Origin of the sequence: Pseudomonas sp. F8002 (assembly GCF_013385495.1) — a bacterium.
In the GTDB taxonomy this organism is placed as follows: Bacteria; Pseudomonadota; Gammaproteobacteria; order Pseudomonadales; family Pseudomonadaceae; genus Aquipseudomonas.
In genome coordinates this window covers 58,815-85,624 of sequence record NZ_JACAPW010000023.1, presented here as the reverse complement: position 1 = coordinate 85,624, position 26,810 = coordinate 58,815, and the positions used below count along the sequence as shown (strand labels likewise).

At 58.8% G+C, this 26,810-nt stretch carries 31 protein-coding genes; 10 read left to right on the top strand and 21 right to left on the bottom strand.

Going from position 1 to position 26,810, the window contains the following annotated elements; all coding sequences use genetic code 11:
- Positions 1-80: 80 nt before the first annotated feature.
- From HX811_RS17815 to HX811_RS17800, 4 genes are all read right to left on the bottom strand, one after another.
- Positions 81-596 (bottom strand): DUF1003 domain-containing protein, encoded by a 516-nt coding sequence (locus tag HX811_RS17815; RefSeq protein WP_177046755.1) that lies wholly within the window; start codon positions 594-596, stop codon positions 81-83.
- 80 nt (positions 597-676) lie between these two features.
- Complete coding sequence (locus HX811_RS17810; protein WP_177046753.1) at positions 677-1,996, bottom strand: PAS domain-containing methyl-accepting chemotaxis protein; 1,320 nt, start codon at positions 1,994-1,996, stop codon at positions 677-679.
- 239 nt (positions 1,997-2,235) lie between these two features.
- Positions 2,236-3,294: a diguanylate cyclase gene (locus HX811_RS17805; protein WP_003211472.1), complete on the bottom strand. Its 1,059-nt coding sequence runs from the start codon at positions 3,292-3,294 to the stop codon at positions 2,236-2,238.
- A 188-nt stretch (positions 3,295-3,482) separates the two neighbouring features.
- Entirely contained in the window at positions 3,483-4,103 is a 621-nt protein-coding gene (locus tag HX811_RS17800) for a TetR/AcrR family transcriptional regulator (RefSeq protein WP_003211473.1), read from the bottom strand.
- A 124-nt stretch (positions 4,104-4,227) separates the two neighbouring features.
- Here HX811_RS17800 and HX811_RS17795 point away from each other — a divergent pair, with 124 nt between their 5' ends.
- The 3 genes from HX811_RS17795 (at position 4,228) to HX811_RS17785 (ending at position 6,722) form a co-directional block, all read left to right on the top strand.
- A complete protein-coding gene (locus tag HX811_RS17795; RefSeq protein ID WP_177046751.1) occupies positions 4,228-5,286 on the top strand; it encodes an MBL fold metallo-hydrolase in 1,059 nt (352 codons plus the stop codon).
- 122 nt (positions 5,287-5,408) lie between these two features.
- Positions 5,409-6,173, top strand: coding sequence for a hypothetical protein (locus tag HX811_RS17790; RefSeq protein WP_177046749.1), 765 nt, complete (start codon positions 5,409-5,411; stop codon positions 6,171-6,173).
- Between the two features lie 36 nt (positions 6,174-6,209).
- The gene (locus HX811_RS17785) at positions 6,210-6,722 is read left to right on the top strand and encodes an amidase family protein (protein ID WP_371132449.1); all 513 of its coding nucleotides are present in this window, start codon (positions 6,210-6,212) and stop codon (positions 6,720-6,722) included.
- 6 nt (positions 6,723-6,728) lie between these two features.
- On the opposite strand, the gene HX811_RS17780 is transcribed toward HX811_RS17785, so the two are convergent.
- Complete coding sequence (locus HX811_RS17780) at positions 6,729-7,523, bottom strand: SDR family oxidoreductase (protein WP_177046747.1); 795 nt, start codon at positions 7,521-7,523, stop codon at positions 6,729-6,731.
- 116 nt (positions 7,524-7,639) lie between these two features.
- Between HX811_RS17780 and HX811_RS17775 the strand changes: the two genes are divergently transcribed.
- On the top strand, positions 7,640-8,578 hold the full coding sequence (locus tag HX811_RS17775) for a GlxA family transcriptional regulator (RefSeq protein ID WP_008432938.1): 939 nt from the start codon (positions 7,640-7,642) through the stop codon (positions 8,576-8,578).
- Between the two features lie 28 nt (positions 8,579-8,606).
- Here HX811_RS17775 and HX811_RS17770 read toward each other — a convergent pair whose 3' ends face one another.
- The 4 genes from HX811_RS17770 to HX811_RS17755 form a co-directional block, all read right to left on the bottom strand.
- Entirely contained in the window at positions 8,607-8,945 is a 339-nt protein-coding gene (locus tag HX811_RS17770) for a helix-turn-helix domain-containing protein (RefSeq protein ID WP_177046745.1), read from the bottom strand.
- Positions 8,920-9,282: a type II toxin-antitoxin system RelE/ParE family toxin gene (locus HX811_RS17765; protein WP_003211487.1), complete on the bottom strand. Its 363-nt coding sequence runs from the start codon at positions 9,280-9,282 to the stop codon at positions 8,920-8,922. The genes HX811_RS17770 and HX811_RS17765 overlap by 26 nt, the downstream gene beginning before the upstream one ends.
- A gap of 47 nt (positions 9,283-9,329) precedes the next feature.
- Complete coding sequence (locus tag HX811_RS17760) at positions 9,330-9,650, bottom strand: helix-turn-helix transcriptional regulator (RefSeq protein WP_023659239.1); 321 nt, start codon at positions 9,648-9,650, stop codon at positions 9,330-9,332.
- 103 nt (positions 9,651-9,753) lie between these two features.
- Positions 9,754-10,524 (bottom strand): helix-turn-helix transcriptional regulator, encoded by a 771-nt coding sequence (locus HX811_RS17755; protein ID WP_177046743.1) that lies wholly within the window; start codon positions 10,522-10,524, stop codon positions 9,754-9,756.
- Between the two features lie 115 nt (positions 10,525-10,639).
- Between HX811_RS17755 and HX811_RS17750 the strand changes: the two genes are divergently transcribed.
- Positions 10,640-11,446, top strand: coding sequence for a sulfite exporter TauE/SafE family protein (locus tag HX811_RS17750; protein ID WP_177046741.1), 807 nt, complete (start codon positions 10,640-10,642; stop codon positions 11,444-11,446).
- On the opposite strand, the gene HX811_RS17745 is transcribed toward HX811_RS17750, so the two are convergent.
- From HX811_RS17745 to argH, 6 genes are all read right to left on the bottom strand, one after another.
- Positions 11,443-12,390 carry a hypothetical protein gene (locus tag HX811_RS17745; RefSeq protein ID WP_177046739.1) on the bottom strand — a complete coding sequence of 316 codons (948 nt, stop codon included), beginning with the start codon at positions 12,388-12,390 and terminating at the stop codon, positions 11,443-11,445. The genes HX811_RS17750 and HX811_RS17745 overlap by 4 nt on opposite strands.
- A gap of 64 nt (positions 12,391-12,454) precedes the next feature.
- The gene (locus tag HX811_RS17740) at positions 12,455-13,624 is read right to left on the bottom strand and encodes an MFS transporter (protein ID WP_003211499.1); all 1,170 of its coding nucleotides are present in this window, start codon (positions 13,622-13,624) and stop codon (positions 12,455-12,457) included.
- Between the two features lie 165 nt (positions 13,625-13,789).
- Positions 13,790-14,611 (bottom strand): ABC transporter substrate-binding protein, encoded by an 822-nt coding sequence (locus HX811_RS17735; protein ID WP_102605193.1) that lies wholly within the window; start codon positions 14,609-14,611, stop codon positions 13,790-13,792.
- Positions 14,612-14,636: 25 nt separating this feature from the next.
- Positions 14,637-15,401: an amino acid ABC transporter ATP-binding protein gene (locus HX811_RS17730; RefSeq protein ID WP_003211502.1), complete on the bottom strand. Its 765-nt coding sequence runs from the start codon at positions 15,399-15,401 to the stop codon at positions 14,637-14,639.
- A 24-nt stretch (positions 15,402-15,425) separates the two neighbouring features.
- A complete protein-coding gene (locus HX811_RS17725; RefSeq protein WP_003211504.1) occupies positions 15,426-16,304 on the bottom strand; it encodes an amino acid ABC transporter permease in 879 nt (292 codons plus the stop codon).
- A gap of 138 nt (positions 16,305-16,442) precedes the next feature.
- The gene (gene argH, locus HX811_RS17720) at positions 16,443-17,870 is read right to left on the bottom strand and encodes an argininosuccinate lyase (RefSeq protein WP_177046737.1); all 1,428 of its coding nucleotides are present in this window, start codon (positions 17,868-17,870) and stop codon (positions 16,443-16,445) included.
- Positions 17,871-18,132: 262 nt separating this feature from the next.
- Here argH and HX811_RS17715 point away from each other — a divergent pair, with 262 nt between their 5' ends.
- The 3 genes from HX811_RS17715 to HX811_RS17705 all read left to right on the top strand — a co-directional run bounded on the left by HX811_RS17715 (position 18,133) and on the right by HX811_RS17705 (position 20,013).
- Positions 18,133-19,092 carry a LysR family transcriptional regulator gene (locus HX811_RS17715; protein WP_087693116.1) on the top strand — a complete coding sequence of 320 codons (960 nt, stop codon included), beginning with the start codon at positions 18,133-18,135 and terminating at the stop codon, positions 19,090-19,092.
- Positions 19,093-19,376: 284 nt separating this feature from the next.
- Positions 19,377-19,616 carry a type II toxin-antitoxin system VapB family antitoxin gene (gene vapB, locus HX811_RS17710; protein WP_008432930.1) on the top strand — a complete coding sequence of 80 codons (240 nt, stop codon included), beginning with the start codon at positions 19,377-19,379 and terminating at the stop codon, positions 19,614-19,616.
- Positions 19,609-20,013, top strand: a complete 405-nt coding sequence (locus HX811_RS17705) for a type II toxin-antitoxin system VapC family toxin (RefSeq protein WP_177046735.1) — start codon at positions 19,609-19,611, stop codon at positions 20,011-20,013. The genes vapB (HX811_RS17710) and HX811_RS17705 overlap by 8 nt, the downstream gene beginning before the upstream one ends.
- Before the next feature lie 41 nt (positions 20,014-20,054).
- On the opposite strand, the gene HX811_RS17700 is transcribed toward HX811_RS17705, so the two are convergent.
- From HX811_RS17700 to HX811_RS17690, 3 genes are all read right to left on the bottom strand, one after another.
- Positions 20,055-20,696: an HAD-IB family hydrolase gene (locus HX811_RS17700; RefSeq protein WP_177022215.1), complete on the bottom strand. Its 642-nt coding sequence runs from the start codon at positions 20,694-20,696 to the stop codon at positions 20,055-20,057.
- Between the two features lie 71 nt (positions 20,697-20,767).
- Positions 20,768-21,481: an HNH endonuclease gene (locus HX811_RS17695; RefSeq protein WP_177027675.1), complete on the bottom strand. Its 714-nt coding sequence runs from the start codon at positions 21,479-21,481 to the stop codon at positions 20,768-20,770.
- 145 nt (positions 21,482-21,626) lie between these two features.
- Positions 21,627-22,877, bottom strand: coding sequence for a ribonucleotide-diphosphate reductase subunit beta (locus HX811_RS17690; protein WP_023659243.1), 1,251 nt, complete (start codon positions 22,875-22,877; stop codon positions 21,627-21,629).
- Between the two features lie 483 nt (positions 22,878-23,360).
- Here HX811_RS17690 and vapB (HX811_RS17685) point away from each other — a divergent pair, with 483 nt between their 5' ends.
- Complete coding sequence (gene vapB, locus HX811_RS17685; RefSeq protein WP_177046733.1) at positions 23,361-23,591, top strand: type II toxin-antitoxin system VapB family antitoxin; 231 nt, start codon at positions 23,361-23,363, stop codon at positions 23,589-23,591.
- Positions 23,588-24,001 (top strand): type II toxin-antitoxin system VapC family toxin, encoded by a 414-nt coding sequence (locus tag HX811_RS17680; protein WP_177046730.1) that lies wholly within the window; start codon positions 23,588-23,590, stop codon positions 23,999-24,001. Before vapB (HX811_RS17685) ends, HX811_RS17680 begins: the two co-directional genes overlap by 4 nt.
- Positions 24,002-24,037: 36 nt before the next feature.
- Here the strand turns inward: HX811_RS17680 and HX811_RS17675 are convergent, their stop codons facing one another.
- The 3 genes from HX811_RS17675 to HX811_RS17665 form a co-directional block, all read right to left on the bottom strand.
- On the bottom strand, positions 24,038-25,294 hold the full coding sequence (locus tag HX811_RS17675; RefSeq protein WP_177046728.1) for a DUF1479 domain-containing protein: 1,257 nt from the start codon (positions 25,292-25,294) through the stop codon (positions 24,038-24,040).
- 128 nt (positions 25,295-25,422) lie between these two features.
- The gene (locus tag HX811_RS17670; RefSeq protein ID WP_177046726.1) at positions 25,423-26,286 is read right to left on the bottom strand and encodes an AraC family transcriptional regulator; all 864 of its coding nucleotides are present in this window, start codon (positions 26,284-26,286) and stop codon (positions 25,423-25,425) included.
- A 134-nt stretch (positions 26,287-26,420) separates the two neighbouring features.
- Entirely contained in the window at positions 26,421-26,690 is a 270-nt protein-coding gene (locus HX811_RS17665; RefSeq protein ID WP_008435250.1) for a DUF2790 domain-containing protein, read from the bottom strand.
- Positions 26,691-26,810 lie beyond the last annotated feature (120 nt).

Sequence of the window (26,810 nt, the reverse complement as noted above, 5' to 3'; positions counted from 1 at the left end):
ACAGGCGCTGTGGTGCATCAGGCATACCGCGGTGATGCAATCGCAGGCAAGCCAGCTCCCACACGGGATGCGTGGGAGGGTCAGGTCTTGCGCACGAATTGGTCGTGCATTTCGCTGGTCAGCCCTTCGATGCGTTCGGTCAGTTGTTTGGTCATCTCGGTGAGCTTGGTGTTCTGCTCCAACAGTTCCAGGAGTTGCTTGGTGGTCTGCGCCGCCTGGGCCTGGCGTTCGGTGTTGGCCACGGCCAGGGCTTCGCGGTGCTGGGCGTCGGCGTCGGATTGGGCCTTGTCCCGTGCGGCCTGGCGGGTCTGGGCGAGCAAAATCAACGGCGCGGCGTAGGCCGATTGCAGGCTGAACGCCAGGTTCAAGAGGATGAACGGGTAGACGTCAAAGTGCGTGATGCCGGTCATGTTGAGCACGACCCACAGAATCACGATTGCCGTTTGCGCCCCCAGGAACGTCGGGGTGCCAAAGAAGCGCGCGAAGGCTTCGGCTTTCAACGCAAAGGTGTCGTTGCCAAAGGTCGGCGCGAGATGGGCGTGTTTACGATGAAAGCGCAGGTGGTCAGCGTTGGCTTCAGGTTTATCCGGGGTCATGGCGGGCTCGAATCCGTGGCGTAAGACAAGCCACCACTATAGACCGAGCCCTCGGCCTGGCACATGAAGAAGCCTGTCGCTTACCTGTTGCCCCGTTCATTGGCAAACGCACTCACAGCCTGCACCGCCTCGCTGGCGCCTTCGCGAATCTGCAGGATCACCGTGCCGGCCTGGTTGGCCAGGTCCACGCCCTGGGCGGCGCGGTCGCGGGTACCGTCCATGCTGTCGATGGCCTGGCGGGTTTCGGTCTGGATCATCTCGATCATCGACGAAATCTCGGCCGTTGAACCGCTAGTGCGCGCCGCCAATTGCCGCACTTCATCGGCCACCACCGCAAAGCCACGCCCTTGTTCGCCGGCGCGTGCGGCTTCGATGGCAGCGTTCAATGCCAGCAGGTTGGTCTGGTCGGCAATCCCGCGAATGGTGTTGACGATGGCGGTGATCTGCTGCGAACGCTCGCCCAGCTTGGCGATCAGCGCGGAAGAACCGTCGATATTGGCGGCAATCTCACGCATGCCGGTGGCGGTCTGCTGGATCACCTCGGCGCCTTTTTCGGCGATGTCCCGGGTTTGCAGCGAGATGTGATAAGCCTGGGTGGCGCTTTGCGCGTCGGCCGCGTGTTTCTCCACCATGGCCGTGACGTCGGAGGCGTATTTCACCACCTTGCACAGGCGCCCGCTGGCGTCGTACACCGGGTTGTAGTTGGCTTCCAGCCACACCACCTGGCCGTTTTTGTCGATGCGTTCGAACTGGCCGTTGAACAGCTCACCCTGGTTCAGCCGTCGCCAGAAATCGCTGTAGGCGCTGCTGTTGGCCAGCTCCGGTGTGCAGAACATGCGGTGATGCTTGCCCTGCACCTGCGCCAGGTTGTAGCCCATGCGCTGCAGGAAATTCTGGTTGGCGCTGATGATGGTGCCGTCGAGGTTGAACTCGATCACCGCCATGGCGCGGTCGATGGCCTGCAACTTGGCGTTGGCTTCACTCTCGGCCTGCATTTTCGGGGTGACGTCCATGGCGTACTTCACCACTTTCAGCACGCTGCCGGACTCGTCGCGCACCGGGTTGTAGCTGGCCTCCAGCCAGATCGGCTGGCCGTCGCTGGTCACGCGCTCAAAGGTGCCGGACTGGAATTGGCCGTTGCGCAGTTGCGTCCATAGCTGGCCGTACTCGGCGCTGCGGGCAAAGACCGGGGTGCAGAACAGGCGGTGGGACTGGCCCACGACTTGGTCGGCGGTGTAGCCCATGGCCTTGAGAAAATTCTCGTTGGCCCGCAGGACCGTGCCTTGCAGATCAAATTCAATCACCGCCATGGAGCGGTCGATGGCGTCGAGAAGGCTGGCTTGCTGGGCAATGGTGGCTTGCAGGGTACTGATGGTTTTTTTATGGGCGTTGAATAGCATGGTCGTGTGCTCGGGGGAAGCAAGCGTCAGGGGTATCCGTGGGGGCGCCTGCCACCGTAAGGCCTGGCCATACGGCAAACGTGCTCATTGCCAGCTTCCTTGTGCTGGCAGCGGGGTGGAACAGCGGGTTCTGAGTCGTATGGCCGGCAAGAAGTTCTATGCCAGTCGACCAATGGCGGCATTATGCTATCGGTCGGCGACGGGCGCGTTTAATTCAGACGAGATGCAGAGGGCGGGATTCAGGCGGAATGGGCGACCACGTAGTCGCTGATATTGACTCGGTTACGGCCGGTGTCCTTGGCCGCGTACAGCGCGCGGTCCGCTGCGTTGAGCCACATGGCCGCGTCGGTGAAGGTGCTCTGGAAAGACGCCAGGCCAATGCTCAGGCTGACCCGCAGTTCGGGGATTTCCGGGTTGCGGTAATTGCTGAACACCTCGCGCATGCGTTCCATGACTTGCGCGGCCTGTTCCATGGGCATGTCCGGAAGAATCACACAGAACTCGTCGCCGCCGTATCGCCCGGCCAGGTCGTTTGCCCGCAGGTTGCGTCGAAGTTCCAGGCTTAGTTGGCGCAGAACCTGGTCACCGATGATGTGCCCATAGCTGTCGTTGATCTGCTTGAAATGGTCGATGTCGATCAGCGCGATGGTGGCGTTCCCATGTTGTTGCTGGCACTTGTGAAACTTCAGGTGCAGCAGGTCTTTCCAAGAACCGTGGTTGAGCAGGCCGGTGAGGCTGTCGGTGCGGCTCAGGGCGCTCAGGGCGCGTTTGTGTTCCGACAATTTGATCGCCAGGCGGTAGCAGACCATGCCCAGCGCCATGGGATACAGGGTCAGCATCGGCAGGCAGGCGTAGACCTGGACCAGGCTGACGTCGGGATTGAAGTGGATGCCAAACAGCAGCCAGGACACGCCGATACCTGCCAGTTGCGCCACGATGCCGTGGAGGAACAGGCGTTTGCCGCCGGCGGCGACGTTGTTCATGGTCATCATCGACAGGATGGTCACGGCCGTCAGTGGCGTGAACTGTGTAGTCGCCGCCCAGAACCCGCCGAGCAGCGAGTCGTAGAGCAGGTTTCGCCGTTCCGCCTTGTAGGGGAAATCGGAGCGGGTCGAAAGTTGATAGGCCAGGTGCGCCCAGCCAAAACCATTGAACAGCAGCAACGCCCAGACCCAGCCTGGCATTTGCAGTGGGTAGAGCGCGGCGATGACGCTGATGCAGCCGATGCCCAGGCCGATGATCCTTGGCCTGTAGATACGTCTGGCAAATGACAGCCCTTTGCCTCGTTGGTTTTCCATAGATTCCTGGGTCGATTCTTTTTTTGCAGGTACGACGGCACACGTGATCGGGAAAACCACTGGTCGGATAATACGTGTGAATATTGTCAGTTATTCGCGTGGGAATAATCAGTGTCCTTCCAGGCCATTTGCAAAGGACACGCGGCGAATCAGATAAAAACGACCTTGGATGTCGTTCCTGCAACAGGTCAGTGCTGCGGCACGACCTCATAGCCTGCGAGGAACAGGTCGATGGCCGACTCGATGACGTTCGCTTGGGCGTCGGCGTCCAGGGTCGGCTGGCCGAGGGTGATCTGTGGCCAGAAGGCAAAGGCCTTGAGCAGGCTTTGCACCTGGTGGGCGGCGAAGCATGGGTCGGTGCAGCTCAGCCGGCCGTCTTCCTGGGCGGCGCGCACCCATTGGGTGAAGCCTTCTTCACGCTTGCTCAGGCGGTTGACCATGTCCTGGGCACGCTCCGGCGAGTGGATGGTGGCGGCAATCGCGACCCGGGCCAGGTCGAGGAAGTTGGCGTCCGACATCATCGTCATCTTGGCCTGCAGCAACCCGCGCAGTTGCTCCCGCAGCGGGCGGTCGCTGGCGTAGCTGACGTCCAGTTGCGCAACACTGCTGGCCCACAGTTGATGCAGGATCTCGGCGAACAGCTCTTCCTTGCTCGGGAAGTGGTTGTACACCGTGCGCTTGGAAACCCCCGCCGTGGCCGCAATCTTGTCCATGCTGGTGACCTCGAACCCGTTGTCACGAAACTCGGCAATGGCGGCTGCCACGATGGCTTCGCGTTTACGGTCGGTGAGGCGCAGGGGTACAGTCATGGTGGGAGTTCGGCTCTGAAGGGAAACTTACACTCGGTAGTTTACTTGCTCCCGGTTTTGTTGCAATCTAGAAACTACACTGTGCAGTGTAATTTTTAGAGCAGTCTGCAGGAGTTCCTCGGTAATGGCCACGATCTCAACCCGTCTCGACAGTTCTTCTACAGCGCCCAAGTCTTCCGAACAGCATCAAGGTCACTTCACCAATCAGAAGCCCATCCAGCATGGCGGCTTGGGCAAGACCCTGGGCATCATGTGGAAGATGCTCTTCCAGAAGCCACGCAGCACGCGCCCGGTGGGTGAGATCCCGGTGCAGCCGCTGACTCGCGAGCAACTGTTTGCCGCCCCGGACCATAGCGTTTTCCGCCTCGGCCATTCCACCGTGCTGCTGAAAATGCGCGGCAAGTTCTGGCTGACCGACCCGGTGTTCGCCGAGCGTGCTTCGCCGTTCAGTTGGGCGGGCCCCAAGCGTTTCCATCAGCCGCCGATCAGCCTTGAGGACCTGCCGCCGATCGAGGCGGTGATTCTTTCCCACAACCACTACGACCATCTGGACCACAAGGCGGTGGTGCAACTGGCGGACAAGACCCGCTATTTCCTCGCGCCGCTGGGTGTGGGCGATACGCTGGTCAAGTGGGGCGTGGATGCCAGCAAGGTGCGGCAGCTGGATTGGTGGCAGGGCACTGAAGTGGACGGGATTCGTTTTGTGTCCACGCCGGCCCAGCACTTTTCCGGGCGCGGCCTGTTCGATGGCAACCAGACGCTGTGGTGTTCGTGGGTGATGATCGACGGCCCGCGGCGAATTTTCTTCAGCGGCGATACCGGCTATTTCGAGGGCTTCAAGCGTATCGGCGAGCAGTACGGCCCGTTTGACCTGACCCTGATGGAGACGGGTGCCTACAACGTCGACTGGCCCCACGTGCACATGCAACCGGAAGAAACCCTGCAGGCGCACATCGACTTGAAGGGCCGCTGGTTGCTGCCGATCCACAACGGCACGTTCGACCTGGCGTTTCATGCATGGCACGAACCCTTCGACCGCATCATGGCGCTGGCATGGGAGCGTAACGTGTCGATCACCACACCGGCGATGGGGCAGGCGTTCATGCTCAACCAGCCGGAGCGCGGGCAGGCCTGGTGGCTGGACGTCGAGCATCAGGGCAGTGAAGCGCACGTCAGCGGATAATCACCGTCTGATCGCGCTTTCAGGGCTTTTGAACGAGCCAAAACCAGCCATTTCCGACAGACATCCACCTCGCTGAAGGGATGCAATCACGCCTCGAAACTTTATTCCGGGCGTGGGAGTGTATGGACGATAAGAGTAGGAAGGTCACGGGGCCGGGCGTGCGCTGCCTGTTCAAGCCTTCAGGATCGGGGGACGGTTGTACTCCCCAGCCTTGCGCCCCCACTGCCAGCCAGGGCGTCGTGTTTGGCAGTCATGCGGCCGGTACGATCGTCAATTCGGCCACTCACCAGGGCGGCCTGGAGTTTGGCTCCACGGGCGGTTACGGCCCCAGGCTCGACCTCCCTGGCCCCATGATGCACAGCGTGCGCGATCCCGCGTTATCACTGATTGCCCTCAGCGGTGTCGACCCCGAGGGGCGGGTGATGGTGGAGATTCCACCCGTCGCTGATCCGGGTCATCTGATCAACACACCGCCCCTGGCTGGCAGCCGTATTGGTTTTGCCAGCGAGTACGTTACCGGTGATGTGCGCAAACCCGCCAAACACAGCCCGCACTTTGCCCGGGTACTGGACGTACTGCGTGCAGCCGGTGCGCAATTGGTGCCTGTGACGGCGCGGGTGACCGATGACACACGTCACTTTACCCTGGACCCCGGCAATGAGATTAACGACCGGGTCACGGAAAACCGCCTGGATGGGGTGGTGGCGGATGCGCAAGGTGTTGCTTTCCACAAAGCAGCGACTGCCGATAACCCACGCTTCAGCGTGCCCGCGGGCACCGACGTCGACGGGGTGTCGAGGGTCGTCTGGTTCTATGGTGCGCACTGGTCCAGAGATCGTCTGGCGGCGTTGGTTCGAGGTTGTCAGCAGGTTCTGGGGCGGCTTTAAGGGCCTACGCCATGGGGAGAGTGATCGTACGCGGCGGTGAGAGTTGCCCCCGAGTCATCGAGTATTTCGCTTCTTAGACTGGGGCAGGGATATCGGACGGTATTCCCAACATTCAGGCAGGCGGGGAGTATTTATGATCGGACCGGGTTTGGGCGCGGGCCTTTGCATGGCGTTCCGATAGCGCTCAAGGATGTGTTCGAAACCGGCGACAAGATGCAGACCAGCGGTGGCTCCATGGCGCGGGTGGGCAGGCCCGCTTCAAGGAACGCCAAGGTGGTGGACAACCTGCTGAAGGCCGGCGTGGTGATTATTGGAAAAACCAACAGGAGCGAATTGTCCAATTTTCACTCGTACAGTTACTACTACTCGGCAGTGGCCGGTTATCCCGGTATCTCCATGCCATCGGGAATGGATGATGAAGGGATGCCAACGGCCGTTCACTTCTACGGGGCAAATTTGAGCGAAGCCACGTTGCTGTCGGTCGCTTACGGGTATGAGCAGGCCTCCCATGCAATCAGGAAGCCTGCGTTTACACCCGGCCTGCGCTAGTCCGGATTACTTCAACCCATAACGAGCGGCGGGTTCACGGTGCGACAGGTTCGGGCCCAGGGCCAGCCGTGCGCTTTCGTAGGTGTCCCAATCGGCACTATCCGGCAGGGACGGAATCGTCACGGCTTCGCCCTGGGCAAGGCCTGCCAGGGCGGCGTCCACCAGGTTCTCGGTGGTCATCACCATGGCTTCCGGCAGGTTGTTCACAGGCAGGCCGGCGATGTCCCAGAACTCCGTGGCGGTAGCGCCTGGCAGCACCACTTGGACCACCACGCCCTTGTCACTCAGCTCATGCTGCAGCGATTCGCTGAACGCCTGCACGAACGCTTTGGTACCGCCATACACGCCGTTCAGCACTTTGGGAGCGAGAGCGACAATCGAGCCGATATTGATAATCGTGCCACGGCCCTGGGCGACAAAGTTGGTTGCCGCGGCTTTGGCCAGGCGGGTCAGCGCCAGTACGTTCAGCAGAATCATCGCGTCCATTTTGTCGGCATCTGACTCCAGCAGCGAAGCCGTGGCGCCCACACCAGCGTTATTCACCAGCAGGCTGATACGGCTGTCTTCGTGCGCGATCCGGGCGATTCGCGCCAAGTCGGCTGGCAGATTGAGATCGGCCGCTATCACTTGCACGTCACGCTGGGTATTGGCGTTCAAGCGTGTTGCCAACTGCTCCAGACGTTGCTGGTTGCGGGCCACCAGAATCAGATCGTAGCCGGCACGGGCCAGGCGGTCGGCATACACCGCGCCTATTCCTGACGAGGCACCGGTAATCAGGGCATAACCTTTGTGTTGCGACATGGCAGTTGCTCCAAATGGGCCGGGGAGGGGATCGGCCTTGTTGGAACCAAGATTATGGGTGTAATGTGGTGGCTGCAATGTCATATATCCCTCTTTTAGAGACATGAGGTTTGGTCATGGTGTCCGTCGGTATCCTGCTGTTTCCCGGTTTCCAGGTGCTCAGCCTGTCCACCAGCAGCGTGTTCGAATTTGCCAACTTCGTGGTGGGGCGACCGTTCTACCGCGTGGACTTGTTGTCGGAGCATGGCGGGCCGATAAAAAGCTCCATGGGCTTTGCCATTGATAGCCTGGCGTTCGGGCAGCAGGTCTACGACACGATCCTGGTGCTGGGGGACAACGAACTACTTGAGCCCACTCCTGGCATGGTGGAGTACCTGCAAGCGTCATTGACGGCGTCGCGCCGGGTTACGTCGGCCTGCACCGGTTCGTTCCACCTGGCAGCGGCCGGCCTGCTGGAAGGGCGCAAGGCCACCACCCACTGGTACCACGCCATGACGTTTCGCCAGCGCTACCCCAATGTGAAGCTGGAGGAAGACCGGATCTTCACCGTCGATGGCCCGCTCTGGACTTCTGCCGGGATGACCGCCTGCATCGACCTGGCCCTGGCTCTGGTCGAGCACGATTTGGGCGTGGAAGTGGCCCGCGACGTGGCGAAAAAACTGGTGGTTTACCATCGCCGTGCCGGTGGCCAGTCACAGTTCTCGGCGTTGCTGGAACTGGACCCAAAGTCCGACCGCGTACAAACCGCCCTGGCGTGGGCCAAAGGGCACTTGCACGAGGACCTCTCGGTAGAACAACTGGCGCAAGCGGCACACCTCAGCCCGCGTCAGTTCAGCCGACTGTTCCGCGCCGAAACCGGGCAATCCCCGGCCAAGGCGGTAGAACACCTGCGCATTGAAGCGGCGAGGTTGATGCTCGAATCCGGCAGCCACTCCATCGACGTCGTCGCCCGAGAGACGGGCTTCGGTGACCCGGAGCGCATGCGTCGAGCCTTCCTGCGAGCGTTTGGCCAACCGCCACAAATGATCCGTCGGGCGTTGCAGTTGCAGGCGTGAACTTGCGGGAGCCAGAACCTAGGGCAACTCAGGCGAATAGCACTTCAATACGTCCTTGAGTACGTGAAGCTGGCGCAGCTGTAATAACGATTTGCACATCGCGCCCCAGGCGCGACAAACACTCAAGCATTTTGGCTTCACTGATACCCCGAAACCTGCCACGCAGCATTTCAGACACCTTGGGTTGGGATAAACCGAGAATGACGGAGGCTTGTGCCTGAGTGAGGCTACGTGCCTTGAGAATCTCACCAATCTTCGTCGCCAGCTGTGCCTTGACCTGCATTTCACTGGCGTCGGGCTGCCCGATGTCTTCATAGACATTGCCGCTGCTTTCTTCGATCTCAATCGCGTTGTGATGCTTGTGCATGATCCTGCGCCGCCTTGAGTCGCTGTTTGATCAGTTGTATGTCGTGCTGTGCTGTAGCGATGCCTTTCGTCGACTTTTTCTGGAAGCAATGAAGGACATAAACAGCTGAGTCGAAACGGACGGTATACACACCACGATAAGTGTTGCTGTCGAAATCCTCCACCACCTCAAGTACCGCGTTACCGCCAAACCCTTTCAATGCCTTGGTCTGTGAGTGCTTGCCTCCTCCTTGGGCGAGGTGGAGCGCAAAGCCAAACACATCTTGAACAGGCCCAGGCATTTGCTGCAGATCTTTCTTGCTACCGCCCACCCAGAGGAGTGGCTTCCATGAACTCATGAGAGGATATACCTAAATAGGGATAAGCGTCAGCGCGAAGAGAAATCTTACTCAACCGTTTCAAGCACTGAATGCTCTGACGACAGTGGCAAAGAGCCCCGCACATTCATCCCCCAACCCGGCGCAAAGCCCGGGAAAAACACCAACCCTTCAGCCTCCAGGCGAAACGCCACACTCAGGCGGACAGCATCGTCCACGTCGCCATGGCTTTCAAAACGTTGAAGGGCGTCCACTTCCACATCCGCTTCCCGGGCCAGGTCTTCCCGGCTCCAGCCCAGCATCAGGCGGGCCTGGACGCTGTGCCGTGGGGTGAATTGATGAAGGACGATCTGCTGTTCTACGGTGCTGCTCATTGCCAGAGAGGACATGGACTTTCTCCAGGTTCGACGGGGGAGGGCAAACTATACTGTGTTTTTGTACAGTTGTTTTGACCGCTCATCAACTGGATTTTCCGATAGCGCTGCCGCCGCTCTATTTCGCCCCTTCCAGGTAGGTGCTCGGTGACTGCCCAAGCACCCGGCGGAACATGCTGGAAAATGCCGCCGGGTTTTCATAGCCCAGGTCCAGGGCGATCCGGGTGACGCTTGCACCGCTGGCCAACCGCGCCAAGGCCTGCACAACACAGGCCCGCTGGCGCCACTGCACGAAGCTCAGGCCGGTTTGTTGGCGAAAATGCCGGCTGAAGGTGCGCAGGCTCAGGTGCGATTGTTGCGCCCATTGAACCGGTGACTGGTGCACGTCGGGCCGCTGCAGAAACGTCAGGCACAGAGCAAGCAGGCGAGGGTCCTCCGGCAGCGGGATATGCAGGGGCAAGTGCGTGGCGCGTGCCAGTTCATGCAACAGCAGGCTGACCAGCGCACCGTCGCGCCCGGCCTCGTCGTATTCCAGCGGCAGCTCCACCGCCTCCATCAGCAACTGTCGCATCAGGGGTGAAACATTGATGACGTGACAACTGGCGCCCAAGTCGGTGACGGCGTGCGGTTCGATATACAGGCTGCGCGTCGACACACCGATCATCAGCACCTCATGGGGCACCTGGGCGGGAATCCACACCGCACGCTGGGGCGGCACAACCCAGTTGCCTTGCTGGGTGCTGACTTGCATCACCCCGGTGGCGCCATACAGCAACTGGCCGCGGCGATGGCTGTGGCGCTTGAGCAGATAGCCGTGGGGATAGTCGGTGCCGATTGCCACGACCGTTCGCGGGGTCAGGTCGAGCTGAGCGATGGAAACGTTGCGCATGGAGCTGATTCCGGAAGTGGCAATATCTCGCACATTATTGGCCGACATGCGCAAGCGGGCCAAGCCTTGAATCTCTATCGTCGACAGCTCTCCCTGATACTGAAGGCGATTCCCGATGTTCTATCTATTACTGGCACTGTTCGGCTGCATGACAGGCGTGACCGCTGTGCTGTTCGGCTTCGGTGGCGGGTTCGTGGTGGTGCCGTTGCTGTACGGCATGCTCAAGCTCAGCCGCGACGCGGGCGTGAGTGAATCAGCGATGCATATCGCGGTCGCCACCTCGACCTGCGTGATGATCGTCAACGCGCTGCTTGCTACCGGAAAACACCAGCGCAAAGGTAATCTGATTCGCCACTACCTGTGGCCGTTGGGCGGGTACATCGGGGTCGGCGCCGTGCTGGGCGCAGGGGCCGCAATGTTCGCCAGCGGTGATTTCATGCGGTACGCCTTTATCGCCTACCTGGCCGTCACCATTGTCGATTGCCTGTTGCGCAGGGGCTTTCTCAGCCAGGACGACAGGCTCCAGCCACGACGCCTGAGCGGAGCGGAAGTGACGGGCGGCGGCATCGCCATTGGCGTGATCGCGACCTTCCTGGGTGTGGGCGGCAGCGTGATGACCGTGCCGCTGTTACGCCGTTGTGGCTTGAGCATGTCCCAGTCCACGTCCATGGCTAACCCGCTGAGCGTGCCGGTGGCGCTGGCCGGTACATTTACCTACATGCTCATGGCGGGATTCGCCAAGGTGCAATTGGGCGCGTGGTTTGTCGGCTATGTCGACTTGCTGGCGTTTGCCATCCTCACCCTGGGTTCGCTGCTGGGCATTCGCCTGGCCACGCCGTGGATCGGTCGCATCCCGGATGCACTGCATGCGCGGGTGTATATCGGGTTGTTGGGCGTGGTGATGGTGAGCATGCTGCTTTAGGTTTCCAACCCCGGCGCCTCGCGAATAATCAGGTGATCGAGGTTCTCGATATTGGCACTGAATACCCCGAACGTCTGCTCGGGGTTTTTCTTGCTTGGCACCTGTTTCAGCTCCGGTGTCACCCCGTAGAAGAAGCAATACAGCGCTCGATCACTGTCCACCGCGGCCTTGATCTGCTCCAGGAACGCCTTGCGCTTGCGGTAGTCCTCGATCAGTTTTTTGCTCAGGTAAACGTTGATGGAATAGGGCTTCTTGTCGAGCCAGGCTTTCTTTTCGAAGTCGATGCGAAAGCTGCTGGTGTAGTCCTTGATCTCCTTGATCTTGCCCCAGTAGATCAGGCCTTTATTGTCTTGCAGGTATTCGATCTTCTTGAAAAACGTCCAGTAGGTCGCGGTGTGCTCGCCGATCTTCAAGGGCATGCTTTTGAGCTTGTCCTTGTCGCCGATATTGGACACGTAGCATTCCACCGGGTGGGCAAAGACGCTGGTCTTGTCCGGGGTGGTGTCGCTTGAGCTGTGAGACAAGGCGTTGCGGGTTGCCGGCGTTTTCGGTGGCTCTTGTGCGGTGCCACCCTCAGCACCGATGACCGGCGTTTTGCGTTCGTACTGGCGCCGCGTCAGGACAAATTCCGACGGGAAGTTTTCCTCCGGCCCATCCTCAGATTCGCCTTTTCCGGCAGGGCGACTGGCGTAACGGCAACCCTCGATATGCCGGGTGCTGGGGATGTTCTTGAAGTGGGGCGTACGCAGGTAATTGACGTTTTTTGCATTGAACGTGCCCAACACATTGCCCGCCGCAAACGCCGCCCGGCACTCGTCGTTGGGGCACAGGAAACTGTCCTTGTCGGAATCGAAGGCGGCGGTTTCGTCGAAATTCAGGTCGCGCACGTCATAGATCGACAGCTTGTCGTCGAGACTCAGGCTGTAGGCCGTGTCGAATTTCATGGGGCTCGGGTCCGTGAGAGATTTCGCTATTAATAGCGGGATATCGAGCAAATATCAGTAGAAATTACGCACGGACCACCACACGCCGGCCACTCAGGAAACACAAGGTGCCACCCACTGCCGTCAACCCGCTCAGTACATAGAACATCGAGGCGGGGGATGCATTGATCAGCAGGTAGCCGCAGATTACCGGGCTCAAGGCGCCGCCAAATGCCGCCAGGTTTTGTGCGCCGTAATAACTGCCGCGCAGGGCGTCCGGGGCGATGGTGTCGATAAACAGGAACTCGGACGGGTAGATGATCATCTCCCCGAGGGTGAACACAAACATCGCGACACACCACGACACCAGGCCGTCCGCCATGCTGAAGCCGATCAACCCGGCAATAAACAGTGAGGTGCCGAGCACGATCCAGTAGCGCAGTTGTTCACGCTTGAGGAAGCGGCCGATCTGGTATTGCATCAGGATCACCGTGATGGCGTTGCACGCCAGCACCGCAGAGAGAATTTTCAGCGCGTTCTCCGGCTTGTAGGCCACAAGCAGAAACTGCGACAGATAGAGGGTGTAGCGCCCGTGGACAATGGTGCTCAACAGGCTGCCGCTGGTAAACAGGATCAAGGTGCGATCGCTGCGCAGGGTCCTCAGGGTGCTGAGAAAACTTAAGGGTTTGTTGCTGTCGTCGCGCTGGGTCGGTGGGATGCCGATCATCAGGAACAGGCTGCCAAAGGCAATCGCGCTGGCGATCAGGAACGGTGCCAGGGGCATCTGCCCGGCAATCACCACGCCGAGCATCGGGCCGGTGGCGTAGCCGACATTGGTCAGGGTGTAGCGCAGGGAAAACACCTTGGCCCGCTGGCCCACCGGCAGGTTCTCGCTGATGATCGCCTTGGAGCCGATCAGGAACAGCGCCGAAGCGGCTTCGGTGATCACCAGGGTCAGGGTGGTCAGGTACAGGTTGCTGGCGAAGGTCAGCAACAGAAAACCGATGGAGCTGGAAAGCATCGCCAGGATCAGCAGCTTGCGCTTTTCCAGGCGGTCGATGATGTAGCCACCATAGAGGCCCAGCAGGGTGGCGATGAACACGGCGATGCCCATCAGCAAGCCGATGTCTTGCTGGTTGAGGCCCAGGCGGGTGCTCAGCAACAGGGCGAGCAATGGGCTGGTCATGGCGCGGCTGACGACGATGGTCACCGAGCAGATCATCAGGCGGCGGATTACCAGGGAGTACGTGGCCACGGTGGGGCGGATGTCCTTATTCTTGGGGCTGACGATGATCTTTCATACACAGTTGATCCCTGTGGGAGCCGGGCTTGCCCGCGATTGCGGTGTGTCAGCCACTGGAAATATCGACTGACACGCCCTCATCGCGGGCAAGCCCGGCTCCCACAGGGTTATAGGGTGTTACTGGCCGGCATTGATGCTGATTTTTTCCACCGCACCTTGCTCCAGATCCCACTTCTGCAGAATCTTGCCGTAGGTCCCGTCATCAATCATGCCCTGCAACGCCTCACTGATGGCCGTGACCAACTCGGTATTGCTCTTCTCAATCCCAAGCCCGGTGAACTGCTTGGAAATCGCCAGGCCCACCGGCTTGTACTTACCCTTGTCCAGCGACATCAGGTAAGGAATGGTTTCACTGCCCTGCATCGCCGCATCCAGACGGTTCTGCTGCAATTGCGCCCGGGCATCCGCCGAACCCTCAGTGCCAATCACCACGATGGCTGGCTTACCGGCCTTCTCGCAGTTTTCCTTGCTCCACGCGGCAATTTCCGACGGCCAGGTGGTACGTCGGCTGGTGCCGACTTTTTTACCGCACAGGTCAGTCAATTCCTTGAGGTCTTCACGCTTGGCCAGGGTGTACAGCTGCGGGCCGCTGGTGAAGTAGTCGATAAAGGTCACCGCCTTCTGACGCTCGGCAGTGTCGGTCATGCCCGACAGCACAATGTCCACGCGCTTGGTGGTCAGGCCGCTGAGCATTTGTTCGAAGCCGGTTTCCTGCCACTTGATCTTCACCCCCAAACGCTCGGCCAGGGCGTTGCCCAGGTCAAAGTCCAGGCCGGTGAGCTTGTTGGTGGCGGTGTCCTTGAAATCCATCGGCGGGTAGTTCGGCACGATGGCCGCGCTGATCTCACCCTTGTCCTTGATCGCTGCCGGCAATGCCGCCAAAACCGAAGTGGAGGCCATCAGGCCTACGAGCAAACTTGGAAGAAACAGATTTTTCATGGGGGCGTTCTCGTTAGTTTTTTAGTTAAGTGCGAACGGCAGAAATAAAGCTTTGGGTACGCGGGTTTTGTGGGCTTATTAGAATTTCTTCCGGGCTGCCGGCTTCCACAATCTGGCCGGCATCCATAAACACCATGCGGTTGGACACTTCGCGGGCGAAGCCCAACTCATGGGTGACCACAATCATGGTCATGCCGGTGGTGGCCAAATCGCGCATCACCGACAGCACTTCTCCTACCAGCTCCGGGTCGAGGGCTGACGTGGGTTCGTCAAACAACATCAGCTTGGGGCGCATCGCCAGCGCACGGGCAATTGCCACACGTTGTTGCTGGCCGCCGGACAACTCCACCGGGTAGGCATTGCGCTTGTCCGCCAGGCCGACGCGGGCCAACAACTCCAACGCATCCTCGGTGGCTTCCTTGGGCGAGCGCTTGAGCACCTGGCACGGGCCCTCGATGATGTTCTGCAACACGGTCATGTGCGGGAACAGATTGAAGCGCTGAAACACCATGCCGGTGGCCAGGCGCTGACGAGCAATCTGTGATTCATTCAACTCATGCAGCTTGTTGCCGACGACCCGGTAGCCCACCAGTTCGCCATCGACCCACAGGCCGCCCTTGTCGATTTTTTCCAGCTGATTGACGCAGCGCAGCAGGGTACTTTTGCCGGAACCGGACGGGCCGATGATGCACAGCACTTCGCCTTGTTCGACTTCCAGGTTGATGTCCTGCAACGCGTGATACTGGTCGTAATACTTGTTCAGGTTCACGGCCTTGACGATGCTTCTCATGGGGCAAATCTCCTCAGTCAGGGCTTACGAACGCTTGCCGGCGCCGCGGGCAAAACGACGCTCAAGGCGGCTCTGACCGAATGAAAGAACAGTCACCACCGCCAGGTACCAGATGCCTGCAACAATCAGCAGCTCCATGACCCGGGCGTTGGCGTAGTAGATGTTTTGCGCGTTGTGCAGCAGCTCCGAGTACTGGATCACACTCGCCAGGCTGGTCATTTTCACCATGCTGATGAACTCGTTGCCTACAGGCGGAATGATCACCCGCATCGCCTGGGGCAGAATCACCCTACGCAGCGCCTGAAGGCTCGGCATGCCGATCGACTTGGCGGCTTCGTACTGGCCGGTGTCCACCGACAACAGGCCGGCGCGCACCACTTCAGCGGTGTAGGCACCCTGGTTGATGCTCAGGCCGAGGAGGGCGGCCACGAACGGCGTCATCAGGTCCACGGTATCGATGCTGAACAGGCCGGGAATCGCGATCACCGGGAAAATCAGCGCCAGGTTGAACCACAACAGCAGTTGCAGAATCAGCGGCGTACCCCGGAACAGCCAGGTGTAGGTGATGGCCACGTAACGCAGGATCGGGTTGGCCGACATGCGCATGATCGCCGTGATCACCCCGATCACCACGCCCAGCGCCATGGCCAGGATCGACATGATGATGGTGTTCACCAGGCCCCAGATGATCGCCTCGGACGTGAGGAACTGACCGATGTAGGACCATTCGATCTGACCGTTGGCGAATGCACGCAGCAAGGCAGCCAGTGCGATCACGATCAACGTGGCAAAAAACATCCGCCCGTAATAGCGACGGGGCACGTGCTCGTACTGGGTGATATCGAACTGGTTCTCGGTCTGCTGGCGCTCGGCTTGCAAGCGCTCTGCCGGGGTTTGCTTCATGGTGACTCTCCAAAACAACTGAATACACTGATCGTTCCCACGCTCTGCGTGGGAATGCAGCAAGGGATGCTCTGCGTCCCAAAAGCGTGACGCGGAGCATCACAAGAGGCATTCCCACGCAGAGCGTGGGAACAATCTTTAAATTCGAAAGCCGGTGTAGTTTTCTGCCCACTTCTGTTGCGCAGCCAGGGCCACCTTCAACCGCCCAATCTGCTCCCGCACCCGATCCGGCGCCGTACCACCCCAACCATTGCGCGCCGCAATCGCCGCTTCCAGGGTCAGGCACTCACGCACTTGCGGCGTCAGCCGCGTATCCACCTCTGCCAAAAATGCCGGCGAGGCTTCCCACAATTCAATTTCATGCTTCTCACAGGCCTGCACCAAGGCACCGGTAATCTCATGGGCCTCCTTGAACGGCACACCACGAGTGGCCAGCCAATCCGCCACCTCAGTTGCCAATGTGAAACCCATCGGCGCCTGACGCCGCAGCTCTTCCACCTGCACCTTCATCGTCGCGACCATCCCGGCCATCGCCGGCAGCACCAGCAGCAACGTATCCACGCTGTCCAACACACTGTGCTTGTCTTCACTCAAATCGCGGTTGTACGACAGCGGCAACGACTTGAGCGTGGACATCAGCCCGGTCAGGTTGCCAATCAACCGCCCCGCTTTACCCCGCGCCAATTCGGCAATGTCCGGGTTCTTCTTCTGCGGCATGATCGAGCTACCGGTGGCGTAGGCATCGTCCAACTGCACCCAGCGAAACTGCCGCGACGACCACAGGCAAAACTCCTCCGACAGCCGCGAAATATTCACCCCGAGCATGCCTGCCACAAACAGAAACTCCGCCACGTGGTCGCGACTGGCTACAGCGTCGATAGAGTTTTCGCACGGCCCGGTGTAACCCATCTCCTTGGCCGAATGCTCCGGCTGGCGAGCAATTGCCGAGCCCGCCATCGCCGCGGCACCCAACGGCGACAACGCCGTACGCGCATCCCAGTCCACCAGGCGCTGCACATCCCGCAGCATCGATTGCGCATGAGCCAACAAGTGATGGGCGAACACAATCGGCTGCGCCTGCTGCAAGTGGGTGAAACCCGGGCAGATGCTCTCGATATGCTGCTCGGCCTGGTCCACCAGCGCCTGCTGCAAGCCCAACACCTCGGTGGTGATGGTGCGCGCGTGGTCTCGCAGGAACAGGCGCAAATCGTTGGCCGTCTGGTCATTGCGCGAACGTCCGGCGCGCAACTTGCCGCCCAGGGCGCCCAAACGCTCGGTCAACACCCGCTCGATGAAGGTGTGCACATCCTCGTCATCCAGCGTCGGGTGCAGGCGGCCAGCGGCAAAGTCCTCACCGATGCGGTCCAGCGCTTCCAGGGTGCGCAAGGTTTCCGACTCATCCAGCAACCCGGCGCGCTGCAACTCACGGGCATGGGCCCGGGAGCCGGCCAGGTCGTAGGGCGTCAGGCGAAAATAGCGCTCGGGGCAACGGGACAGCGCCGCCAAAGCAGCAGACGGGCCGGACTTGAAACGAGCACCCCAGAGGCGATCGGTGGGCTGAGACATGGTGTTCCTCACGCTTGTTTTTAGAAGTGACAAGCCCGATGGACGTGGCTTGGCCTTATGGATTCGGAGGGCAGTAGCAAAACGAAAAGTCCTGATCGTAGTGTCAGGTTTTTATGGGCGTTAAATCAGCCGGTAAAAGCTGTTCAACCCGCTATATTCAAGGTTGCCAAGGGCGGTTAAGTATGTTCATTATTGCCGCCCGGCGATGTTCATGGAGTAGGTCAAAGCCTGTTGAATATGGCACTTGAGGTCAACACGTATTATGGAAACCCCACTTTCCAATTCTGGAAACATACCGCCAAAACCCGGCACAAGACCGCCCCTGCAACTCAGCGGCCTGGACTTCAAATTGCTGCGGGTGTTCAAGGCTGTGGTCGAAGCGGGCGGCTTCAGCGCGGCGCAGAACGAGCTGAATGTGGGCCTGGCGGCGATCAGCAAGCAGATTTCCGACCTGGAAATTCGCATCGGCATGCGCCTGTGTACGCGAGGGCGGGAAGGGTTTGGCCTGACCGAAGAAGGCAAATTAGTCTATCAAGCGTCCATTGAATTATTTGCCTCGGTAGACAGTTTCAGAGACAAGCTTAGTTCGGCGCAGAATGAACTGATCGGCGACCTTAGTGTGGGCGTTATTGATAACACCGTCTCCGACGTTAATTCACCATTGATTAACGCGCTGGGAAGATTACATACAGAGTCGCCAAAAATAAGATTACGTCTACATGCCTCGCAACTGGACGAAGTTGAACGGGGCGTGGTGGAAGGGCGGCTGATTGTCGGCATCGTCCCGGTGTACCAGCGACGGGAAGAATTCGATTATTTCCCGCTGTACGAAGAAAAGTCCCACGCGTACTGCGCCGTCGGGCATCCGCTGTTTGAAGCGAGTGACATCAACGCAGATGTGTTGCGCCAGCATGAAGTGGTCAACCATCGTTACGCGATCCACAGCGACAAGGCCAACTTCGTCAGCTACGACAGTCAGTCCGCCTCGGCCTCACAGGTAGAAGCCGTGGCCATCCTCATTCTCACCGGCCGCTTCCTGGGCTTCCTCCCGGAACACTACGCCGCGCCGCTGGTGAAGGAAGGGCGCCTGCGCGTGTTATGCCCGGAGCAGATCCACCTGAGCACAGCGTTCAACCTTATCCTGCGCCACAACGCCCCACGAAGCCCGCTGGTCAAAGCCTTCGCAACGGCATTGGGCGTGGATCTGAAAGCGCCAATCTAATCCGCTCATCCAACCCTGAGGACATACAGAGACCCCCTGTGGGAGCTGTCGAGCCCCAGCGAGGCTGTGATGGGATCAACTCGGTCTACCCGCAGACCATATCCACCCGCATCACCGCCGCAACTTGCCCAACTTCTTCTTCGCATGAAAATGTGCCTCCTGCGCCGCCACCAACAGCTACCTGTTCGGCTACGCTTGTCGGGTAGCTGCTATAGAGCTATGCAATAGAGCATCTGCAAACTATCATTCTTACCTGTCTTCCCCTGCCTAGAGAGGTGTTCCTTATGTCTACTGGAACGATCTTCACCAATAACCGTACACAAAATATCCGCATCCCTGCTGATATGCGTTTTCCCGCTGGGGTGAAAACTGTAGAGGTGCGTGCCGTGGGGCGCGAACTGATTATTTCGCCGGTTGAAAACACTTGGGACAGCTTTTTCCTTGCAAGCGAATCGGTATCTGATGATTTTATGGAGGAGCGCGCCGACCAAACCCAGCAAGAGCGAGAGTCCTTTGATGATTAAGTACATGCTTGATACGAACATCGTGATCTACATCATCAAGCGTCGGCCTATGGAAATACTGGAAAAATTCAATGCGAATGTAGGTCGTATGGTGATCTCTTCGATCACCCTTGCGGAATTGATGCACGGGGCCGAAAAAAGCCAGTTTGTTGAGAAAAATACTCGGGCGGTGGAGGACTTCATCTCCCGGCTTGACGTCATTCACTACGATGACAAGGCCGCTTTTCACCACGGCTCGATCCGCTCCGATCTCGAAAAGAAGGGCACTCCAATCGGCGTAAATGACCTGCACATCGCGGGCCACGCCAGAAGCTCAGGATTGGTCTTGGTGACTAACAACGAAGGTGAGTTCAAGCGAGTGAATGGCTTGATCGTGGAAAACTGGATCGCCGCCTAAGGCAGTCAATCCAGCGCACACAGATAGGTCGTCCAGGCGATTCAGCGTTGCTTGATTCGTTTCTTCTTCGCATGAAAATGCCGAAAATGCGCATCCTGCGCCGCCGCCAACAATTCCCGATCCCCGCGCGTATCACCCCAGGCCCTGAGCCGATACTCCCCCAGATCCCCATAAACCGCCTCAAGCCGAAGCACCTTATTCTCACACCGGCAATTATTCCCCGTGAGCTTGCCCGTCAACACCCCGTCCACCACCTCAAGCTCAGTACCAATCAACCGGATCCCAAGCCGATCCGCAAACGGCTGCAACACCAACGCCGGCGACGCCGAACACAACGTCACCACCGCCCCGGACTTCACCTCATCGGCCACCGATTGCAGCCCGGTTGGGCGCATCAGCTTGTTCCAATACGCCTGGCAATACGCTTCCGCTTTCTGCTGAACCCACGCCTTGTCCACGCCGGTCATAAAGGTGCGGATCAACTGCGCCTTGAGCTCATCGCGGCTAATGACGCGCAACACAAACTGCGCGCCAGGCACGGCCAGCTTCACCATCCTGCGCACGAACTCACCTTTACCAAAGGCGAACTTCAGGAACGGCACGAAACTGTCGTGGTGGGTCAGGGTGCCGTCGAAGTCAAAGACGGAGAGTACTTTGGCATCCAAGGGGCCGGATTCGAGCATGTCTGGGTTCACGGGCGGGTCTCGGTCCTATCTCGTAATTTTGGTAATACATCAGTTGTGACCACAGAAGTTTACTCTTCTTTCAATCTTTCGATTTTCGAGTAAAGCCCTTTGGTGAAGTCACCGCGGTCACTTGATCGGTGACAACGCTGATGGCAATTCGGGCACAAGGCTACAGCATTGGTGATGCGATCCGAACCCTTCTGGGCGAGGTGCTTGACGTGATGTACTTCAAGAAATGGCAAGCCATCCACTTCGAAGGGAGCGTTTGAACCGCAGCCTTCGCAAATGCCATTGGCCTCATTCAATACCCAAGCGCGTACTTTGGGATCGCGAACAAAAGCCGTACCGACAATGGACACTTTCTGTGGCTTCGCAATTCCGTCCGGCACCTTCTCGATGGGCTGCTGCAGTAGCTTGGATGCTCGGCGGACGAGGGTTTGTTCATCTGCAGTTTGCGCTGTTTCATCTGATTCAAATATACGAAGGGCAGTGAGGGCTTTGCGAATCTGTTGTTCTACTCCCGAGCCCACGTTATTTGCAGGTTTGTACCCCTTGATCCGATCCAGGCCCATTTGGACCAGAACCGCAGAGATATTCTGCATGCGAAACTCGATGGAGCCTTCTGTACGACCTGCGATTGGTCCCTGACGTAGCAATCGGTTTTCATGGGCTTTATTAAAGGGTTGGCCGTTCTTCTCCAACGCCAACATCTTCAAGTAGGTCTCGACTGCCGCGGCTAATTCCTCGTCGCTCCAGTCGATGCTGTCTTTTGTAATATCCATACAGTCGCCGAGGGTAGAAAGTCCTCGGACGATACTGAGTGGCCACTAGCACGTCTACGAAATTTCCTACGGGGCTGTAGGATTTGGCACTCTGCAAATACAAAAAAGCCCTGAACAAGTCAGGGCTTTTCAGTTGGCTAAGGAATCAATCCCAGCTCAGCGCGCCGCCGGTCTGGTACTCGATCACACGAGTCTCGAAGAAGTTCTTCTCTTTCTTCAAGTCCATGATTTCGCTCATCCAAGGGAACGGGTTAGTCGTCCCTGGATACTCTTCCTTCAACCCAATCTGCGACAGACGACGGTTCGCGATGAACTTGAGGTAATCCTCCATCATCGCCGCATTCATCCCCAGCACCCCGCGCGGCATGGTGTCACGCGCGTATTCAATCTCCAGCTGAGTCCCTTGCAGGATCATCTGGGTTGCTTCTTCCTTCATCTCGGCATCCCACAAGTGCGGGTTTTCGATTTTGATCTGGTTGATCACATCGATACCGAAGTTCAGGTGCATCGACTCATCCCGCAGGATGTACTGGAACTGCTCGGCCACGCCGGTCATCTTGTTGCGACGGCCCATGGACAGGATCTGGGTGAAGCCGCAGTAGAAGAAGATGCCTTCCAGGACGCAGTAGTACGCCACCAGGTTACGCAGCAATTCTTTGTCGGTCTCGACGGTACCGGTTTCGAACTTCGGATCGGAGATCGAACGGGTGTACTTCAAGCCCCAGGCAGCCTTTTTGGCGACCGATGGAATCTCGTGGTACATGTTGAAGATCTCGCCTTCATCCATGGCCAGCGATTCGATGCAGTACTGGTAGGCGTGGGTGTGGATCGCTTCTTCGAAGGCCTGGCGCAGGATGTACTGGCGGCACTCCGGGTTGGTGATCAGGCGGTATACGGCCAGTACCAGGTTGTTCGCGACCAACGAATCCGCAGTGGAGAAGAAGCCGAGGTTGCGCATCACGATGCGACGCTCGTCGTCGGTCAGGCCTTCCGGATTTTTCCACAGGGCGATGTCGGCGGTCATGTTGACCTCTTGCGGCATCCAGTGGTTGGCGCAGCCGTCGAGGTACTTCTGCCAGGCCCAGTCGTACTTGAAGGGTACGAGTTGGTTGAGGTCGGCGCGGCAGTTGATCATGCGCTTTTCGTCAACGGCGACGCGGGCGGCGGAGCCTTCGAGTTCGGCGAGGCCTTCGGCGACGTCGAGTTTGTCGAGGGCGGCCTTGGCGCGCACGATGGCGGCGGAGTCAGCGGCGGTGACGGCGCGGGCTTCGATGGCGGCAGCAGCGCCGGCGCCGTCGAGGCGGTCCATGTTGGCTTCGGTGGCGTGGCCGGCGTTGGCGCCTTTGGCAACTACTTCGCCGTCTTCTTCTTTGTCGAACTCGTCCCAGCTCAGCATGACGTGTCGTCTCCTGCGTGAGGGCTCTAAGGTGCCCGTGTGAAACCGGATGGTTGGGTGTTCACACGGCCCAAAGGCCGCGGTGGATCTTAAGGAATCGTTTGTTGCAGCTAACGCACGCATTAAACGGAATCAGGGTTACGGGTGTTCTGCTTGAGGCTTGAGGGGCGGAGCAGTGCTTGCGAGCTCCAGCGGGGGCCTCAGGTCTGGCTCTTCGTCCCAGTGTAAAGGGATATTGCAGGCCCGATTTACCCGCGCATTATAGGGAAAAATTCGACTTTGTGTTGCGGCGGATGGTCTCGGTGAGCGGCCAAAAAGACTGCTTTTCGAGCCAGAGCAAGGGTTTGCAAGGGTTTGCCGCTTCTGGATTTTTTTACAGCCGCGCAGCAGTGCTACCGATGGTCGCCGCGTAGACCTATGGCTTGCATATGTCAGGGTGTGTCGCTAGATTGCATAGGTCAGGCATATGTAGGAGTGACGATTATGCGCACTGTCTCAATTTTCAAGAATGGTAAGAATCAGGCAATCCGCTTGCCCACGGATATGGCTTATGACGGCGTGGGAGAGTTGGAAATCACGCGTAACGGCGACACCATCACGCTGCGGCCTGTGCGTCCTAGTTGGAGGTCGTTCGCTGAGCTACCCAAGGCTGATCCGGATTTTCTGGAAGAGCGTCCCGACATTATCAGCGATGAAGGCAGGTTTAATCTGTGACCGTCTACATGCTTGATACCTGTATTTGTTCTTTCATCATGCGCGAGCGTCCTGAGTGTGTTTTGGAAAGATTGGCCGCAGAGATTGCACGCAATAATCGAATCGTCATATCTGCGATCACCTATTCCGAAATGCGTTATGGGCAGATTGGTAAAAAAGCATCACCCAAGCACAAGGTTCTGGTGGATGAGTTTGTGAAGCGGTTGGATGAGGTTTTGCCTTGGGGGGTAAATGCGGTGGATGCGACCGTAGACGTGAAACGGAGCCTGACAGACGCTGGCTTGATCATTGGTCAGAACGACACCGCGATCGCGGGGCATGCCATCGCTGCGGGTTGTACATTGGTGACGAATAATGTCCGTGAATTCAGTCGCGTCGCCGGGTTGTCTTACGAGGACTGGGTTCATTAGGTTGGATAGGGAGCCGCAAGGCGATCTAATAACCCTCTATTCCAGCCCCAACCCTTTGCGGCCCAGCGCATTCAATTGCGACTTCATGAAGCGGTCACCCCAGTCCTTTTCATAGTCCTCCCGGGCAAAGTCATCCGGCGAAACCCCTTGCTCGAACGCCCTGAGCACATCCTTGGCGTACCGCAGGTTTTTCGGGCACATGGGCGCGGCGGGCACATACATCACGTTGCCCCAGCCCTGTTGGTTTTCGACGGGGGCGACGCTGTGGATCAAGTCGCAGTGCCACCACACCGAATCGCCGGCCTGCACGTCCGGAATCGGGGTCATGCCCTGGACCAGCAGCGGATGCCATTTCTCTGAAACCGGCAGCACCTTGCCCGGCGCAACGCCGCACAACTCATCTTCGGGGACGTCGTCCAGCAACGGGCGCAGCAGCATGTAGGCCATGGCCTTGGGGATCGGCAAGGTATGCAGCACGCCCTGGTCGGCCTGCATGTCGCACAGTGCGGTCCAGCCCTGGAAGGTGCGGAAGGCCGAGCATTTCACCGTGTCCTTGTAGGCGTATTCATCGACTTCGGTGCGATGGGTGGCGTCCCAGGGGTCGTAGGACTTGAAGTCGTTGCGGTAGATCTTGTCGAACACCTTGAGGTAAGCCGGGTGAAGCCAGCGTTCCAGGGCGCCCGAGTCGGAGTGGGGGCCAAGCCCTTTGGAGCTGGTGCCCGGTGGGCGGCGGCGGACGCGGTCGGGGTACAGCGCATTGATGTCTGGGTCGAACCAATGCCGGCCTTGGGAGTTGTAGGTCCACAGGCGATTCAGGAACGACTGTGCAGCGCCCATGCGTTCGTGTTGGCGCACTTGCATCTGGGCGTCGGACCAATAGATGGGGAAAATTTCCGGGCGTGAGGCTTCGAGGTTGCCGAAGAAGTTGTCAGCCGGGCCGCGATACACCTCGTCGAAAAGGTTGTGGTCGAGGTAGTCCAGCAGGCTCTTGTCCCACGCCAGCACCTGTTCCCTGGGGAAGTGGTTGCGGATCACCAGGCAGCCCCGGCGCTTGATGAGGGCTCGTTGTGCTTCGGTGACCTGGCCGGTGGCGATGGTTTCAAAGTCGAGTTCGGGCCAGGCAGACTGCTGGGCCTTGATCGAGGCGATTTCAGCCCTGATGAACTCGCTGACCTCGGCGAACAGCCCAGGCACGTCGCCGATCTGCGCGCGCAGGGCCTTTTTCATGGCGACGATGCTGCGCTTGTAGTCGTCCGGCAGCTCGGCACATTCGAAGGTGTGGTAATTGCTCATGGGGTGACCTGTCTTGTTGTTGTGCATACAGGTATGGAATCACCCCGGCTTGCCTGGGCGGCAGCCTGATTTAGCGCGTTGAGCAGTACGATTGTGGCGTTTGTTGTAAGGCGTATAGAAGAATCGGCTTATTGAAAGTGATGCCCGTGTTGCAGCCGAAACTGTGACGGCGTCATGCCCTTGTGCGCCTTGAACTGCCGATTGAACAGCGCCTGGGAGGCATAGCCGACCTGTTCGGAAATCGCGCTGACCGCCAGTTTGCCCTGCATCAATAAGGCGCAGGCATGTCCGATGCGTAGCCGGACGATGTAGTCCAGCGCCGTGCAGCGCGTGTGTTTGCGGAACATGCGATGGAAGGCTGAAACGCTGACGCAGGCCATTTGCGCCAGCTCGGGAATGCCGACAGGTTGCGCATAGTGGCCGTGCAGGTAGTCCAGAACGCGGCGGATGCGGGCGTCCTCAACGATGTGAGGGGCGGCGTTTTCCGTCGCGATGCGCTGCGCGGTGATGTCCCGGGACAATGTGTTGAGCACGGTGAGCAACGAGATCAGTCGCTGGGAAGCGTCTTGCTCGACCATGGCTTCGATCACCGGGCGCAGCGCCCGGGACGTAGCATCACTGAAACTCAACGCTTGTCGCGCAGCAGCCAATAGCGCTCGCGTCGACCCCATCTCCGGAAACAGCTGCACCAGCGAATCCGCCCAAGCCTCTGAAAACCAGATAACCAAGGCAATGTGCGGTTTGGCGGGGTCGATCAACTCGACGGAAGACCAGCTATGGGGAACGTTCGGGCCCACCAGCACCAGGTCGCCATCATCGTAGAGCGCCACATCATTGCTGATATAGCGGTGCCCGCGACTGTTGAGGGTGAGGGTCAGTTCGTATTCGGGATGGTGATGCCATTCAAACGGAATCGCCTCCGGTAGACGCCTGTTCAGCAGGGTCCAGGAGGTGTTCGCGTCGGTTGGGATTTTTTCGAAACTGGCTCGCATGAATGCATCCTGCCTTGCAGGTGGGGTGGCGGCGCCACAATCGTAGCATTCGATTCGAAAGGGGAGCGCTCTTTGCCGCAAGAACGATTTCTTGCGGCGAATAAGATCAGGTTCAGTTCAAACTAACGAAGTTATTATCCGTTAGAGCAACCGTTACCCATGACCTGATATTGAAGAATATGACGCTGACCTTGTGAGTCTTCATATTCCATTTTTACCGGTACAACTTTGCATACATCCGGGACTTCACTCATGGACACTACTTTGGCGACGTCCAGATGGGTGCTGTAAGTGTAATCCTCAACAATCGGGGTGCTCTGGCTGGCTACGTCAGTCGGGGCTTCGTCGGCCAGGGCGGCGGTGGCGCACAAGCTGCTAAGGGCCATAACTAATAACGCTTTCATTTGACTATTTACCTTTTGGCGGTCGAAAGGGGTCACGGGGCCCTTGTGAGGCCACGTGTGTAACTTGATTGGGAAGTTCGGATTAACGTTGCCTTCGTGGGGGCTGTTACGTTGTTAATC

Excerpts from the sequence above, each read along its gene's own strand:
- HX811_RS17815 (WP_177046755.1), bottom strand. The coding sequence starts at position 596 with ATGACCCCGGATAAACCTGAAGCCAACGCTGACCACCTGCGCTTTCAT.
- HX811_RS17810 (WP_177046753.1), bottom strand. The coding sequence starts at position 1,996 with ATGCTATTCAACGCCCATAAAAAAACCATCAGTACCCTGCAAGCCACC.
- HX811_RS17805 (WP_003211472.1), bottom strand. The coding sequence starts at position 3,294 with ATGGAAAACCAACGAGGCAAAGGGCTGTCATTTGCCAGACGTATCTAC.
- HX811_RS17800 (WP_003211473.1), bottom strand. The coding sequence starts at position 4,103 with ATGACTGTACCCCTGCGCCTCACCGACCGTAAACGCGAAGCCATCGTG.
- HX811_RS17795 (WP_177046751.1), top strand. The coding sequence starts at position 4,228 with ATGGCCACGATCTCAACCCGTCTCGACAGTTCTTCTACAGCGCCCAAG.
- HX811_RS17790 (WP_177046749.1), top strand. The coding sequence starts at position 5,409 with ATGGACGATAAGAGTAGGAAGGTCACGGGGCCGGGCGTGCGCTGCCTG.
- HX811_RS17780 (WP_177046747.1), bottom strand. The coding sequence starts at position 7,523 with ATGTCGCAACACAAAGGTTATGCCCTGATTACCGGTGCCTCGTCAGGA.
- HX811_RS17775 (WP_008432938.1), top strand. The coding sequence starts at position 7,640 with ATGGTGTCCGTCGGTATCCTGCTGTTTCCCGGTTTCCAGGTGCTCAGC.
- HX811_RS17770 (WP_177046745.1), bottom strand. The coding sequence starts at position 8,945 with ATGCACAAGCATCACAACGCGATTGAGATCGAAGAAAGCAGCGGCAAT.
- HX811_RS17765 (WP_003211487.1), bottom strand. The coding sequence starts at position 9,282 with ATGAGTTCATGGAAGCCACTCCTCTGGGTGGGCGGTAGCAAGAAAGAT.
- HX811_RS17760 (WP_023659239.1), bottom strand. The coding sequence starts at position 9,650 with ATGTCCTCTCTGGCAATGAGCAGCACCGTAGAACAGCAGATCGTCCTT.
- HX811_RS17755 (WP_177046743.1), bottom strand. The coding sequence starts at position 10,524 with ATGCGCAACGTTTCCATCGCTCAGCTCGACCTGACCCCGCGAACGGTC.
- HX811_RS17750 (WP_177046741.1), top strand. The coding sequence starts at position 10,640 with ATGTTCTATCTATTACTGGCACTGTTCGGCTGCATGACAGGCGTGACC.
- HX811_RS17745 (WP_177046739.1), bottom strand. The coding sequence starts at position 12,390 with ATGAAATTCGACACGGCCTACAGCCTGAGTCTCGACGACAAGCTGTCG.
- HX811_RS17735 (WP_102605193.1), bottom strand. The coding sequence starts at position 14,611 with ATGAAAAATCTGTTTCTTCCAAGTTTGCTCGTAGGCCTGATGGCCTCC.
- HX811_RS17730 (WP_003211502.1), bottom strand. The coding sequence starts at position 15,401 with ATGAGAAGCATCGTCAAGGCCGTGAACCTGAACAAGTATTACGACCAG.
- HX811_RS17725 (WP_003211504.1), bottom strand. The coding sequence starts at position 16,304 with ATGAAGCAAACCCCGGCAGAGCGCTTGCAAGCCGAGCGCCAGCAGACC.
- argH (WP_177046737.1), bottom strand. The coding sequence starts at position 17,870 with ATGTCTCAGCCCACCGATCGCCTCTGGGGTGCTCGTTTCAAGTCCGGC.
- HX811_RS17715 (WP_087693116.1), top strand. The coding sequence starts at position 18,133 with ATGGAAACCCCACTTTCCAATTCTGGAAACATACCGCCAAAACCCGGC.
- vapB (WP_008432930.1), top strand. The coding sequence starts at position 19,377 with ATGTCTACTGGAACGATCTTCACCAATAACCGTACACAAAATATCCGC.
- HX811_RS17705 (WP_177046735.1), top strand. The coding sequence starts at position 19,609 with ATGATTAAGTACATGCTTGATACGAACATCGTGATCTACATCATCAAG.
- HX811_RS17700 (WP_177022215.1), bottom strand. The coding sequence starts at position 20,696 with ATGCTCGAATCCGGCCCCTTGGATGCCAAAGTACTCTCCGTCTTTGAC.
- HX811_RS17695 (WP_177027675.1), bottom strand. The coding sequence starts at position 21,481 with ATGGATATTACAAAAGACAGCATCGACTGGAGCGACGAGGAATTAGCC.
- HX811_RS17690 (WP_023659243.1), bottom strand. The coding sequence starts at position 22,877 with ATGCTGAGCTGGGACGAGTTCGACAAAGAAGAAGACGGCGAAGTAGTT.
- vapB (WP_177046733.1), top strand. The coding sequence starts at position 23,361 with ATGCGCACTGTCTCAATTTTCAAGAATGGTAAGAATCAGGCAATCCGC.
- HX811_RS17675 (WP_177046728.1), bottom strand. The coding sequence starts at position 25,294 with ATGAGCAATTACCACACCTTCGAATGTGCCGAGCTGCCGGACGACTAC.
- HX811_RS17670 (WP_177046726.1), bottom strand. The coding sequence starts at position 26,286 with ATGCGAGCCAGTTTCGAAAAAATCCCAACCGACGCGAACACCTCCTGG.
- HX811_RS17665 (WP_008435250.1), bottom strand. The coding sequence starts at position 26,690 with ATGAAAGCGTTATTAGTTATGGCCCTTAGCAGCTTGTGCGCCACCGCC.